16 protein-coding genes are annotated in these 12,726 nt (G+C 49.4%); all 16 read right to left on the bottom strand.

Annotation, left to right across the window (positions count from 1 at the left end; all coding sequences use genetic code 11):
- Positions 1 to 323: Hpt domain-containing protein (locus R3177_RS08500; RefSeq protein ID WP_318970607.1), on the bottom strand; the 323-nt coding region annotated here is incomplete at its 3' end.
- A gap of 15 nt (positions 324 to 338) precedes the next feature.
- Positions 339 to 1,097, bottom strand: a complete 759-nt coding sequence (locus tag R3177_RS08505) for a protein phosphatase CheZ (protein ID WP_318970608.1) — start codon at positions 1,095 to 1,097, stop codon at positions 339 to 341.
- A 25-nt stretch (positions 1,098 to 1,122) separates the two neighbouring features.
- Entirely contained in the window at positions 1,123 to 1,506 is a 384-nt protein-coding gene (cheY, locus tag R3177_RS08510; protein ID WP_026349410.1) for a chemotaxis response regulator CheY, read from the bottom strand.
- Positions 1,507 to 1,553: 47 nt separating this feature from the next.
- Positions 1,554 to 2,234 (bottom strand): RNA polymerase sigma factor FliA, encoded by a 681-nt coding sequence (locus R3177_RS08515; protein ID WP_318970620.1) that lies wholly within the window; start codon positions 2,232 to 2,234, stop codon positions 1,554 to 1,556.
- Between the two features lie 35 nt (positions 2,235 to 2,269).
- Complete coding sequence (locus R3177_RS08520; RefSeq protein WP_318970621.1) at positions 2,270 to 3,100, bottom strand: MinD/ParA family protein; 831 nt, start codon at positions 3,098 to 3,100, stop codon at positions 2,270 to 2,272.
- A gap of 40 nt (positions 3,101 to 3,140) precedes the next feature.
- Positions 3,141 to 4,586, bottom strand: a complete 1,446-nt coding sequence (gene flhF / locus R3177_RS08525) for a flagellar biosynthesis protein FlhF (RefSeq protein WP_318970609.1) — start codon at positions 4,584 to 4,586, stop codon at positions 3,141 to 3,143.
- Positions 4,587 to 4,595: 9 nt separating this feature from the next.
- Positions 4,596 to 6,701 (bottom strand): flagellar biosynthesis protein FlhA, encoded by a 2,106-nt coding sequence (gene flhA, locus R3177_RS08530; protein ID WP_318970610.1) that lies wholly within the window; start codon positions 6,699 to 6,701, stop codon positions 4,596 to 4,598.
- A gap of 171 nt (positions 6,702 to 6,872) precedes the next feature.
- A complete protein-coding gene (gene flhB, locus R3177_RS08535; RefSeq protein ID WP_318970611.1) occupies positions 6,873 to 8,003 on the bottom strand; it encodes a flagellar biosynthesis protein FlhB in 1,131 nt (376 codons plus the stop codon).
- Positions 8,004 to 8,015: 12 nt separating this feature from the next.
- Positions 8,016 to 8,789: a flagellar biosynthetic protein FliR gene (gene fliR, locus R3177_RS08540; protein WP_318970612.1), complete on the bottom strand. Its 774-nt coding sequence runs from the start codon at positions 8,787 to 8,789 to the stop codon at positions 8,016 to 8,018.
- A complete protein-coding gene (gene fliQ, locus R3177_RS08545; protein WP_318970613.1) occupies positions 8,789 to 9,058 on the bottom strand; it encodes a flagellar biosynthesis protein FliQ in 270 nt (89 codons plus the stop codon). The genes fliR and fliQ overlap by 1 nt, the downstream gene beginning before the upstream one ends.
- Positions 9,055 to 9,798, bottom strand: coding sequence for a flagellar type III secretion system pore protein FliP (gene fliP, locus R3177_RS08550; RefSeq protein ID WP_318970614.1), 744 nt, complete (start codon positions 9,796 to 9,798; stop codon positions 9,055 to 9,057). Before fliP ends, fliQ begins: the two co-directional genes overlap by 4 nt.
- A 6-nt stretch (positions 9,799 to 9,804) precedes the next feature.
- The gene (gene fliO / locus R3177_RS08555) at positions 9,805 to 10,416 is read right to left on the bottom strand and encodes a flagellar biosynthetic protein FliO (RefSeq protein ID WP_318970615.1); all 612 of its coding nucleotides are present in this window, start codon (positions 10,414 to 10,416) and stop codon (positions 9,805 to 9,807) included.
- Positions 10,416 to 10,805 carry a flagellar motor switch protein FliN gene (gene fliN, locus R3177_RS08560; RefSeq protein WP_318970616.1) on the bottom strand — a complete coding sequence of 130 codons (390 nt, stop codon included), beginning with the start codon at positions 10,803 to 10,805 and terminating at the stop codon, positions 10,416 to 10,418. Before fliN ends, fliO begins: the two co-directional genes overlap by 1 nt.
- A 4-nt stretch (positions 10,806 to 10,809) precedes the next feature.
- Entirely contained in the window at positions 10,810 to 11,898 is a 1,089-nt protein-coding gene (gene fliM / locus R3177_RS08565) for a flagellar motor switch protein FliM (protein ID WP_318970617.1), read from the bottom strand.
- A gap of 12 nt (positions 11,899 to 11,910) precedes the next feature.
- A complete protein-coding gene (gene fliL / locus R3177_RS08570; protein WP_318970618.1) occupies positions 11,911 to 12,438 on the bottom strand; it encodes a flagellar basal body-associated protein FliL in 528 nt (175 codons plus the stop codon).
- A 104-nt stretch (positions 12,439 to 12,542) separates the two neighbouring features.
- Positions 12,543 to 12,726 (bottom strand): hypothetical protein (locus R3177_RS08575; protein ID WP_318970619.1); only part of this gene is annotated, 184 nt, incomplete at its 5' end.

Below are 12,726 nucleotides of genomic sequence, written 5' to 3' on the forward strand. Positions count from 1 at the left end.
GCCTGCACTTCAACAAACATGGAGTTTATCGCATCAAGCGTCTGCAGAATAACGTCCATCAGCTCTGGTGTTACACGTCGTTTTCCGGTTCGCAGAATATCAAACACGTTCTCTGCGCCATGACAGGCATCAACCAGTTCAGTGAGCGACAAAAAACCGGCACCGCCTTTAACAGTATGAAAGCCGCGGAAAATAGCATTCAGCAGATTGGCATCGTCGGGATTATTTTCCAGTTCAACCAATTGTTCCTGTAATAATTCAAGGATCTCGCCGGCTTCAACCAGAAAATCTTGTAAAATGTCTTCATCCATATCAAAGCTCATGCGCAGACACCTCTGTTAGAAACCCAAACTGGACAGTAAATCATCAACATCGTCCTGACCCGATACCACATCATCACGTTCTGCTGCATCAATAATTGGCCCTTCTGCTTCATGTGCTGCTTTGGCTTTCGCTTTGGCCGGCCTCGCTTTAACTTCAGGCAGTTCAGGATTACTCTGGCCAAACGCTGTCAGCAAACCAATCAGACTGTCTTCCACCTCCCGCACCAGTTCAATAACGCGGCGTAGGATCTGACCGGTTAAATCCTGATAATCCTGGGCCATCAACACATCGGTCAGTAACGCATTTAACGTTGCGGAGTCGACACTGGCCTGCTGCATAAACCCGTCAACACCATGACAAAGCTGTTTAAATTCTCCCAGCTTTATCTGCCTTTGCATCAGACGTTGCCACTGAGGCAACAGCTGATTAAGCTGCTGGGTAATCTGATCTGCGATAGGTAAACAGGACTCCACCGCATCCATAGTTTTATTGGCTGCCTGCTCTGTCATATCAATAACATGATTAAGCCGCTTTTTGGCGTCAGGGATGTCTTCTTCCAGCAAATTATTCAGTGATGGATCGATATGAAAGTTTTTCAGTGAATCATGTAGTTGCCGGGTGAGTTTACCCACCTCGGCAAACAGTTCAGAAGAACCAGGGACCGTAATAGACTGCACCAGCTTGTTTGCCAGCTGTTGCTCGCCCAGTTCCAGCAACCGCACCAGCTCTTTTGCTTGCTCCAGCGTAATGTCAGCAGCCGTCGTGTCAGACATAGTGTTGCTCCTTGTCAGTTACGGCTTAACCTAAACGCTCAAAGACTTTTGCCAGCTTCTCTTGCAGGGTTGCAGCGGTAAAAGGTTTAACAATGTAGCCATTAACACCAGCCTGAGCGGCGGCAATAATTTGCTCTTTTTTCGCTTCAGCGGTCACCATCAGCACCGGGATATGCTTTAATTTGGCGTCGGCCCTGATAGCGCGCAGTAAATCGATACCCTGCATGCCGGGCATGTTCCAGTCGGTGACAACAAAATCAAAGTCGCCATTCTGCAACATAGGAAGTGCAGTACTGCCGTCATCTGCTTCAGACACATTGGTGAAGCCCAAATCACGCAGCAAGTTCTTAATAATGCGTCTCATGGTTGAGAAGTCATCCACCACGAGAATTTTCATATTTTTATCCAAAGTCCCCTCCGACGAGATAATACGCCCGGTATCTCAACTGCTTTAATTTATACCCAAGCCTGCATTCTGGCTTTTAACCGCACAAGTGCCTGGCTGTGGATCTGACTTATCCGGGACTCACTGACATCCAGCACCGCCCCAATTTCTTTTAAATTTAATTCTTCGTTGTAATACAGTGAGAGTACCAGAGCTTCGCGCTCCGGCAAACTGCTAATCGTAGTTACCAGTGCTTTATTGAACGCTTCATTGGCTTGCTGTTCATATAACTGGTCACCTTCGCGGTCATCAGCCGTTACCAGTACATCTTCTGATACACCGAGATCCTCTATTCCGATAATTCTGCCTGAGCTGACATCGGTTAACATATGATGGTACTCATCGAGGGATATATCAAGTTTTTCAGCGACTTCAAAGTCTTTAATATCGCGCCCATGGATGGCTTCAAGCTCAGCTATCGTGTCGGCTATTAACCGGGCATTACGGTGCACCGAACGGGGCGTCCAGTCACCACGGCGCATTTCATCAAGCATTGCCCCCCGAATCCGGATGCCGGCAAACGTTTCAAAACTGGCACCTTTACTTCCATCAAAATTTTTCGCAGCCTCAATCAGACCAATCATGCCTGACTGGATTAAATCGTCTACCAGTACGCTGGCCGGTAACCGGGCCATTAAATGATAAGCAATCCTTTTAACTAATGGTGCATGACGTTCAACCAGCTGCTGCATCTGGTCAACTCCACCATATGCGGCCAGTTTACTATTCACACTACCCCCTGGTCAGCATGCGGCTGTAAAAGTTGTTCAAGAAAAAACTCCAGATGACCGGAGGCACTGGCCGGCACCGGCCATTTAATGGCTTTCAGTGCCAAACCTTTAACTGCCATGCTGGCCGGACTCTTCGGAAAGACATCGATAAACGCTTTTTGCTTACGGGCCGCTTTACGGACGTTTTCATCGTAAGGCACGGTAGCAACTAACTCAAGACTGACATCCAGAAAACGATCAGTTACCCGGCTTAGCTTGGCAAACAGCTCCTGGCCTTCTTTCATGTTGCGCACCATATTGGCAACAATCTTAAATTTTTCAACGCCATGATCGCGGCTCAGTATTTTCATCAGCGCATAAGCATCGGTAATTGAGCTGGGCTCATCACATACCACTACCACTACATCTTGCGAGGCTCGTGAAAAGCTTAATACCATATCAGAAATACCGGCAGCGGTATCAACCAGCAACACATCAACCGGGGTTCTTAGTTCGCTGAAAGCCCGGATCAGGCCAGCATGCTCCACCGGGGACAGTTCAGTCATGTTCTGAGAGCCAGAGGTGGCAGGCACAATTTTAATCCCGAAGGGACCGTCTATTATCACATCATCCAGTTCACATTCGCCAGACAATACATGAGAGAGATTTTTTTCCACCCGTAAGCCCAGCATCACATCGCAGTTAGCCAAGCCAAGGTCGGCGTCCAGCACCAGCACTTTTTTACCCAGCTGGGCCATTGCCATTGCCAGATTGAGGCTGACGTTAGTTTTGCCGACGCCACCTTTACCACCGGTTATTGAAATTACTTTTACCATCTGCTTATTCATTCTTCTCAGGCCATTGGCTTGATCATCAATTAATTCGTGATTATGCATAGGCTGATTCCGCTTTGGACATATCATCCTGATACCATTGATGTCCTGCATTGCTATGCGTTAGCCGCAATATCTCAGCCCGCTGCACTAAATCGGCGGCATCAGCAACCAGGATATCTTCCGGTACCCGCTGGCCATTGGTCATATAACTTACCGGTAATGCATTCTGAATGGCCACATTAATGACTTCACCTAAACTTAAGCATTCATCAAGTTTAGTGAAAATACAACCCGCCAGAGAAATCCGTTTAAACTGGGCGACCGTCTCCTGCATTACCCTGGCCTGCGCTGTCGCAGACAATACCAGATAACTTTTTATTTTAACACGTGAATTATGTACTAAACTGGCAAGTTTTTCTGCCAGACGTACATCGCGCTGACTCATGCCGGCGGTATCAATAAGAATAAGTTTACGTTGCGCCAGCTGATTTAACAGCAGTGCCAGCTCGTCACTGTCTTTTGCCTGCTTGACCGGGCAGCCAATAATCCGACCGAAGGTCGCCAGTTGCTCGAAAGCGCCAATCCGGTATGAGTCAGTGGTAATTAGTGCAACCTGATCGGCGCCATGGCGCTTGGCAAAACCGGCAGCCAGTTTGGCCACGGTTGTTGTTTTACCGACACCAGTCGGTCCGACTAAGGCGATAATACCACCACGACGCAGTATATCATCATTGGTAGTAGTAAGCTGGCCGCTGAGTAATTCCATGGCCGTATCCCAAGCTTCACTGGCATTGATTTGCTCTGGCATAAAACAGGCAAGCTGATCGGCCACCTGCTCAGACAGCCCCAGTTGCTGCAAGTGTTCAATGACCATGGCCCGTACCGGTTCGCGCCTTGCTAAATCCTGCCACATTAAACCTGATACCTGATGTTGCAGCAACTGACGCATCGATAGCATTTCATTACGCATGGCCTCAAACTGACTGGCCATTGCCTGACTTTGTTGCTGCTGCTGTTTGGCCAACTCCTGCCAGTGTCCGGCTGCCGGTGCCGCAGTCGTGCCAGAAGTTTGACGCTCAAAAGCCGCAGCTTTTGTAACCTGCGGCTGCACTGGGTCGGGCTGGTGCAGACTTTTTGCTGCCGCCGGCTCACGGCCTTGCTGTTTGATCATTTGCCGGGCCAGCAATTCCCGTAACGAATCTGCCGGCGCTGCGGCTTGCTCTGCACTGGCGCCAGACGTTGGCTCAAGGTCATCCGCTACTGCACTAAAACGTGGCTCGCTGCGCTGTGGCTGGCGCTGGTTATTTGCTGCCGGATGTGCTGCCACCGCTGGCTTATCAGCTTGAGCACTCTGATTCTCCGGGTCAATCGCGGCGACAATCTCCACGCCCTCAGCCACTTTTTTGTTGGACAGTATTATTGCATCAGGTCCCAGAAACTCTTTGACCTCCGTCAAGGCAGTACGCATATCTTTGGCGACAAAGCGTTTTATTTTCATGAGTTACTCCTAGTTTTGCTGACCAATAACGCTGACAATTCGAATTTGTTTATCATCGGGAATTTCCTGGTAAGATAGTACCCGCAGACCTGGGATAGTGTACTTCACGAATCGTGCCATGACTGAGCGTAAAATTCCTGACGTTAGCATTACAGCGCTTTCACCATTTAATTCCTGGTTCTGATGAGCTTCCTGTAAGGATTGTTGAATCCGGTCAGCCAGACCCGGCTCAATACCGGCACCATCATTGCCAGCAGCCTGCATAGACTGATGCAGCATCTGCTCCAGCTCAGGCGCAAAGGTAATAACCGGAATTTCGCTCTTACTGCCCACCACTTCCTGGACAATTAACCGGCGCAGTGAAATCCGGCAGGCTGCGGTAAGGACATCAACATCCTGGCTCTTACTGCCGTACTCAACCAGGGTCTGAACAATGGTTCGCATGTCGCGGATAGGTACCCCTTCCTGTAACAGGTTCTGCAGTACTTTGACCACGGTGGTCAGCTGTAATACATCGGGAACCAGTCCCTCCACCAGCTTAGGTGAATGCTTGGCCAGCATATCCAGCAGATTCTGGACTTCCTCGTGGCCCAGCAGGTTGGCGGCGTTGTTGGTTAAAATCTGGCTCAGATGAGTAGCAACGACTGTGGCGGCATCAACCACGGTATAACCCAGGGTTTGCGCATGTTCCCGTTGGTCTTTACCTATCCAGACCGCTTCCAGGCCAAAGGCCGGATCTTTGGTGGCGACGCCTTTAAGCTGACCAAATACCTGACCGGGGTTGATGGCCAGTTCGTTATCGTGGCGCAACTCACCTTCACCGCTGGTGACGCCCATCAGTGCAACCCGGTAACTGTTTGGTTCTAAATCGAGATTATCCCGGATATGCACCGGAGGGATCAAAAAGCCCAGTTCCTGTGACAATTTTTTGCGCACCCCTTTTATCCGGTTCAGCAACTCACCGCCCTGGGCTTTATCTACCAGCGGAATTAACCGATACCCCACTTCCAGGCCAATAGTATCGACACCCTGCACATCATCCCAGCCAATTTCTTTGACCGGTTGAACCTGATTATCCGCCGCTGGCATGGTATTTCTGGTCACCAGTTCTGACTGCACCCTAACGGCTTTCTTCCTGATAAACCGGGCAGTACCACCAATTAACGCAGCCAGACTCAGAAAAGCAAAATGCGGCATACCGGGTACAATACCCATTAATGTCAGCACGCCAGCAGCGATAAACAGGACATGGGTATTGTCACTGAGCTGAGCAGTCATCTGCTCGCCCAAATCACCTGACTTGTTCTGGCGGGTAACGATAATTGCCGTTCCGATTGACAGCAGCAAGGAGGGAATTTGCGCGACCAGACCATCACCTATGGTCAGCAGGGTATAAATTTCCATCGCATTGCCAAAGCTTAAGTCATGCTGCAGCATGCCGATGGTTAAACCGCCGATTAAATTAATAACCAGAATGACGATACCGGCAATCGCATCTCCTTTTACAAACTTGCTGGCACCATCCATTGAGCCGTAGAAATCTGCTTCATTCGTCACTTCCTCGCGCCGGGTGCGGGCTTCATCCTGGGTAATCAGGCCGGAATTTAAATCGGCATCGATAGCCATTTGCTTTCCCGGCATGGCATCGAGGGTAAAGCGCGCCGATACTTCCGCAATTCGGCCGGCACCTTTGGTCACGACCACAAAGTTAATAATAATCAGAATTAAAAATACCACGATACCGACAGCATAATTGCCGCCGATCACCACTGAGCCGAATGCTTCGATTACTTTCCCGGCGGCATCACCACCATTATGTCCCTCAAGTAATACCACCCTGGTACTGGCGACATTCAGAGCCAGGCGCATAATAGTGGCTACCAGCAGTACGCTGGGGAAAATGCCGAAATCGAGTGGTCGCAGGGTATAAATGGTGACAAGCAACACCACCAGCGCCAGTGCAATATTAAATGAAAATAAGGTATCCAGCAGAATCGGCGGCAAGGGCAACACGACCATCGCCAGCGCTGCCAGAATGAGCAGCGGCGTGCCCAGCCCTTTCATAAAAGATAATTTTGACTTATCAAAGCTATGGAAATACTGAACAAACTGCATGGCGTACCTGACAAATTATTGGCGCATAACGCGAGGCTGAATCATTATCAGCAAAAACCATTCCATAACTGCAGATTAAAACAGGTCAGCATAAAGGCGGGGGTGCTAATGGAGACAGCGTGATTTTTCTGAAAATCACGTTGTTCCTTTTTTCTTTCTTTGATTGGGAAGTTAATGGCGGAAATCGGCAGGGATCGGTAATTCTCTGGCCAGACTTTTTGGCCGGCTGCCTTTGCCTTTTTTATACATTTTCAGCTGATAAACATAGGCCAATACCTGGGCGACAGCAGCAAACAATTGCTCCGGTATCGGATGATCTAACTCAGTAGTGTAAAAAATAGAGCGGGCCAGTGGTGGTGACTCAATAACCGGTACTTTGTGCTCATTGGCAATCTTTCTGATATGCATCGCTACTTCATCCACGCCTTTAGCGACCACCACTGGTGCCCGGAACTTCCCCTGGTCATACTTTAACGCAACCGCAAAGTGAGTCGGGTTGGTGACGATCACGTCGGCTGTCGGCACTTCCTGCATCATCCGTTTCATTGACATCTGCATCTGAGTGCGGCGGATCCGCGCTTTAATCTCAGGGCTACCTTCCGAGTTTTTATACTCGTCTTTTATCTCCTGCAGGCTCATTTTAAGCTGTTTGATGTGGTTCCATTTCTGATAAGGCGCATCAACCATCGCGATAACAGACACGCTGCTGCACAGCCCCAAAAATAACCACGCCAGAATATAAAGTGCCGACTCAATATTATTCGGATCACTCATCAGTGACAGCGACATAATGTCCATAAAAAACACTTTAAGCAGCAAATAAGCCACGGTTACGACAACAGCCACTTTCAGGAAACTCTTACCCAGTTCCACCAATGCCTGTAAGCCGAACATTCGCTTAAAGCCCTGGATCGGGCTCATTTTGCTAAGTTTGGGCCCGGCTGCCTGCCAGCTGAAATTAAAGCCGCCCAGTAAACAGTTGCCAACAAAGGCCGCAACCAGAATAAAAGTAAAAATAGCTGCCAGTGGCGGCAGCAATTCCTCCCCCACTGCGCCCCAGGCAGTAAACATGGCGTTGGGGTCGAATATATCTTTGTAATTAAGGCTCATCAGTCGCTGGCCAACATTGAGTACAGCTACTGCCAGCATTTTGCCGAACATTAACAGCGCAGCAGCACTGGCAATTAACACAAAAGCCGTGCCAAGGTCTTTTGAGCGGGCAATCTGGCCCTTTTCTGCTGCGTCTTGCAGCTTCTTGGGCGTGGGCTGTTCGGTTTTTTCGGCGCCGGAATCTTCTGCCATGGTCAGCCTCCGTTAACAGCCGATAAGCCGGCAGCTGAAATCGATTGCATGCTGCCATTGCTTATCATAGTGGAATAAAAAGGTATCCAGCGTCAGCCATAAGATCACTAAGCCTGATAACATGGTGATCGGGAAACCTATCGAAAAAATATTCAGCTGTGGTGCCGCCCGGGTCATGATGCCAAACGACAGATTGACAACCAGCATCGCCACGATGGGTGCCAGCGTTATCGCCAGCGCAGTGGCAAACATCCAGCCACCAAACTCAATAACGGTCCAGTAGCTGCTCACTTCCCACCACTGACCGTTAATTGGCAGCGTCTGAAAGCTGAATATCAGCATCTGGATCATGATTAAGTGACCATTAAATATAAAAAACAGTAAGGTAGCCAAGATCAGATAAAACTGACCAATGGCCGGTACACTCACCCCACTTGACGGATCAGCCAGTGATGCAAAACCGAGGCCGGTCTGGGTAGCCAGCAGCTGCCCGGCTAACACGAAGGTAGTGATAAACATTTGTGAAATAAATCCCAGCGCGAAGCCAATCATCAGCTGGAAAAACACTTCGACAAACATGGCGGCGGAAAATAAATCGGGCGGGGTTACCGGTGGCAGCATTGGCATCGCAGCCAGAGTGATCATCACCACCAGACCGGTTTTAATCCGCATCGGAATATTGCGTGCGCCAAGGCCGGCCATAATCATCAGCATGCCGGTTATCCGGCAAAGCGGCAGCAGAAAATCAGCAATACCCTGCATTAAAATGCCAAGCGGAAATTCCATCAACTCACCACAGTCGGAATACTGAGAAATAAGTCATTGGTATAATCCATTATGACCCGGACAAACCAGTGACCACCAAAAATCAGTGCCAGCAGGGTGACAATTAACCTTGGCAGAAAACTTAACGTTTGTTCATTGATCGATGTTGCAGCCTGAAACACCGCCACAATTAAGCCGACAAACAGCGACGGCAGGATCATGGCACTGACCAGTAAAATCACGATGAACAGCGCATCGCGCAGCACATCGACAAACACCTCCGGACTCATGTGCCTACTCCATAACTGGTGGCCAGCGTGCCCATCACCAGGATCCAGCCATCAACCAGCACAAACATCATCAGTTTAAATGGCAACGAAATAATCATTGGCGATAACATCATCATCCCCATTGCCATCAGCACACTGGCAACCACCAGGTCGATGATCAGAAAAGGGATAAATAACATAAAGCCAATTTGAAACGCTGTTTTTAATTCACTGGTAATAAACGCCGGTATCACGACGGTCAGCGGATAATCCTGCGCTTGCTCCAACACCTCTATGCCGGCAATCTGAGCAAAGGTATCTAAATCTCTGACCCGGGTCTGATGCAGCATAAAGGCTTTAACCGGGGCAATAGCCGCATCCAGCGCCTGCACCGGTGAAATGGATTCATTCAGATAGGGCTGAATAGCCTGCTCATTAACCGTTTTAAATACCGGTGCCATAATAAAAAATGTCAGGAACAGGGTAATACCGATTAACACCTGATTAGAGGGCGTCTGCTGTAAGCCGATAGCCTGCCGTAAAATCGCCAGCACCACAATAATCCGGGTAAAGCTGGTCATCATAATGACCAAAGCCGGGATAAAGCTCAGCATGGTCATTAACGCCAGCACCTGCAGCGTTACGCTATACTGCTGTGTTCCATCATCATTAGTGGTGACAGTTAAAGCCGGCAATACACTGTTATCGGCCAGCACTGCAGGACTGACTAACAGCAACAACAAACACAGCAATCGCAACATAAAAACTTACTTTTTCAGGAATGATTGCAACTGTGTATGAAAGTCTGATGCCAACTTTGTTTCAGGAAGGGAATTTTCTAACTCAAACAGCATATTAATGCTGTGGGGCGTCACGCCAAGCACGCGCTGTTTTCCTTGTATTTCAATGACTAATAGTCTTTCACGCTGACCAAGCGGCACCGAGCAAATAACTTTGACATGCTGACTGCCAGGCAGGCGTAATGTCAATTTTTTGAATAGCCAGCCAAGCGCCACCACCAGTAATACTACTGCCGCCAGAGAAATGGCGATTTTAGCCAGGCTAATGCCCGGGCCCGGCTTGCGCTCCTGCGCCGGTTCCTGGCGGGTAAACGGAACGCCCTGACGCGGATCAGCGGTTGCGGTTAATTCAGAGGCCGGCCCGGCGCCAGCCGCAGCAGCCTCTGGTTGCGGTACCGCCTCTGGTGGCGATACAGTCACGTCAGTGGGCTGCTGCTCTGTGCTCTCTTCCGGTACCGCCTGCGGTGCTGGCTCAGCTGTCACGGGTTCTGTAGCAAGCACCGGCAACGTGAGTGCCAAAAGCATTGCCAGCAGCAACCCCATGCCCGGGCGATAAAAAGCTTTGATAAATAATGGCATCAGCGTAACTTTTTAATCCGTTCAATCTGACTGATCACATCGGTTAGCCGGATCCCGAACTTATCATTCACCACCACCACTTCACCATGCGCAATCAGGGTACCATTGACCAGCACATCCAGCGGTTCACCGGCAACCCGTTCCAGCTCAACCACTGAACCCTGATTTAACTGTAATAAATTGCGGATACTGATTTTCGCCCGGCCAACTTCCATTGAAATGGTAACCGGAATATCCAGAATAGTGTCAAGTTTACGCTGTTCATCGACGCTGATACTGGATTTCTCATCTTTCAGCTCTTCCAGATCAACGGCTTTTGCATCTTCGGCACCCTCAGCTTCTGCCATAGCTGCTGCCCATTCGTCCATAGTGTCTTTATCGTCTGCCATCGTTTTATCCTCTGTCCCGCTCTGTTAAGTTCAGATCGGCTTCTAATTCTGAAATATCTGCATCGCTGTCCAGGCGCCTGCCACCTTTGGTAAACACATGAAGTTCAGATTTAACTGATTCTGGCCGCCTGATTTTTTCGATAATCTTTAATGCCACATTCTCGCGTGACCGCCCCAGTTTGGCCCGGTACGTCGGTAAATCTTCAATTAATACCGTGATATGCTCAGGAATTTCTACCGGAATGATGTCGCCGGCTTTTAGCTCCATCACTTCACGCAACGTCAGATCAACATCCAGCATTTTCGTTGACAAATCGACCTTCACATCCATAATTTCATCGCGCAGCGCCTTACTCCAGCGTAAATCAGTGTCTTCTTTATCGCTTTGCACCCCGGCGTCCAGCAGCTCGCGGATCGGTTCCAGCATGGAGTACGGCAGCGCGACATGGAAATCACCACCACCGCCGTCCAGCTCAATATGAAATGAGCTTATTACCACCACTTCTGTCGGGCTGACAATATTTGCCATTGCCGGGTTTACTTCCGAATCCAGATATTCGAACGAGACGTCCATCACCGGTGCCCAGGCTTCTTTGTAATCTTCAAATATCAGCTTCAGCAGCATCTGGATAATCCGCCGCTCGGTTGGTGTAAATTCCCGCCCTTCAATTTTGGCATGATAGCGGCCATCACCACCAAAAAAGTTATCCACCAGGATAAACACCAGCCGGGCTTCCATCGTAATCAGACCGGTACCTTTGAGTGGCCGGAACCGCACCATATTCAGACTGGTTGGTACAAATAACGTATGGACATATTCACCGAACTTAATCATCTGCACGCCGTTAATCGACACTTCGGCAGTGCGGCGCATCATGTTAAATAAGCTGATGCGCATATGCCGGGCAAAGCGTTCATTGACCATTTCCAGAGTAGGCATACGACCACGGACGATACGATCCTGCGACGAGAAATCGTATTCCATGGTAGATCGGCCACGGCCATCACCGCCTTCGTCTATTTCTTCTTCTTCGACGTCATCAACACCATGTAACAGCGCATCAATTTCATCTTGCGACAATAAATCGGTCACGATAGCTCACTCTTATTGCATAACAAAACTGGTGAAAAGTACCTCTTCCACCACCGCTGACCCCGCCACTTCCAGCAGCGCCTGCTGCACATCACTAAGGGCTTTGTTTTTTAAAGCATCTTTGCCTGTAGTAGTAATCAGCTCATCCGCATTGGCACTGCTGAATGCCGCCAGCAGACTTGCCTCTATCAACGGAATGTGCCGCAGCGCGATGGTCTCATTATTTTTGCCACGCACCAGCAGCTGCACTTTGATCTGTACCAGCCTGTCGCGCGCTGAACCGGGGACATTAAATACGAAAGGTCTTGGCATTGCCACGTAAAGCGCATTGCCCTCAGGCCCGGCGGGTTTGACGTTGGCAGTGATTTCTGTAGCAGCTTCATCGGCGTTAGTTACAGGGCTGGCACTGTTAGCTCCCAGAAAATAAAAGTAACCGCCGGCAGCCAGAATCAGCACCACCAGCACAGCACCGGCCAGCATCATTATTTTTTTCAGACCGCTTATACCTTCTGCCAGCTTTAAGTCACCGTCGGCTGCCATTTTATCTCCGTTAATTGTATGATTTCACGCTATTATGCTAGCGGCTCACCGCTGATGTAAATCATTAGCTTCTGTTTTTACTTAAGCCTTAAACCTGAACTGCGCTAGGCATAATAATCCACTATCCGTTCACTAAGCTTAACGTCTAACTGCACCGTTGTCGCCTGTTCCTCAATCGTTTGCTCATTGCCTGCGTGGCCATTACCCGCATGCCCATCGCGCCGGCTACCTGCCTGATTATCGCCCTGACGTTGCTGCTGTACCTGGCCTTCGCCTAACTGAATGCCC

It is taken from the genome of Arsukibacterium sp., assembly GCF_033722355.1.
Lineage (GTDB): Bacteria > Pseudomonadota > Gammaproteobacteria > Enterobacterales > Alteromonadaceae > Alishewanella.

Excerpts from the sequence above, each read along its gene's own strand:
- R3177_RS08505 (WP_318970608.1), bottom strand. The coding sequence starts at position 1,097 with ATGTCTGACACGACGGCTGCTGACATTACGCTGGAGCAAGCAAAAGAG.
- R3177_RS08515 (WP_318970620.1), bottom strand. The coding sequence starts at position 2,234 with ATGCAGCAGCTGGTTGAACGTCATGCACCATTAGTTAAAAGGATTGCT.
- R3177_RS08520 (WP_318970621.1), bottom strand. The coding sequence starts at position 3,100 with ATGAATAAGCAGATGGTAAAAGTAATTTCAATAACCGGTGGTAAAGGT.
- flhF (WP_318970609.1), bottom strand. The coding sequence starts at position 4,586 with ATGAAAATAAAACGCTTTGTCGCCAAAGATATGCGTACTGCCTTGACG.
- flhA (WP_318970610.1), bottom strand. The coding sequence starts at position 6,701 with ATGCAGTTTGTTCAGTATTTCCATAGCTTTGATAAGTCAAAATTATCT.
- flhB (WP_318970611.1), bottom strand. The coding sequence starts at position 8,003 with ATGGCAGAAGATTCCGGCGCCGAAAAAACCGAACAGCCCACGCCCAAG.
- fliR (WP_318970612.1), bottom strand. The coding sequence starts at position 8,789 with ATGGAATTTCCGCTTGGCATTTTAATGCAGGGTATTGCTGATTTTCTG.
- fliQ (WP_318970613.1), bottom strand. The coding sequence starts at position 9,058 with ATGAGTCCGGAGGTGTTTGTCGATGTGCTGCGCGATGCGCTGTTCATC.
- fliP (WP_318970614.1), bottom strand. The coding sequence starts at position 9,798 with ATGTTGCGATTGCTGTGTTTGTTGTTGCTGTTAGTCAGTCCTGCAGTG.
- fliO (WP_318970615.1), bottom strand. The coding sequence starts at position 10,416 with ATGCCATTATTTATCAAAGCTTTTTATCGCCCGGGCATGGGGTTGCTG.
- fliN (WP_318970616.1), bottom strand. The coding sequence starts at position 10,805 with ATGGCAGACGATAAAGACACTATGGACGAATGGGCAGCAGCTATGGCA.
- fliL (WP_318970618.1), bottom strand. The coding sequence starts at position 12,438 with ATGGCAGCCGACGGTGACTTAAAGCTGGCAGAAGGTATAAGCGGTCTG.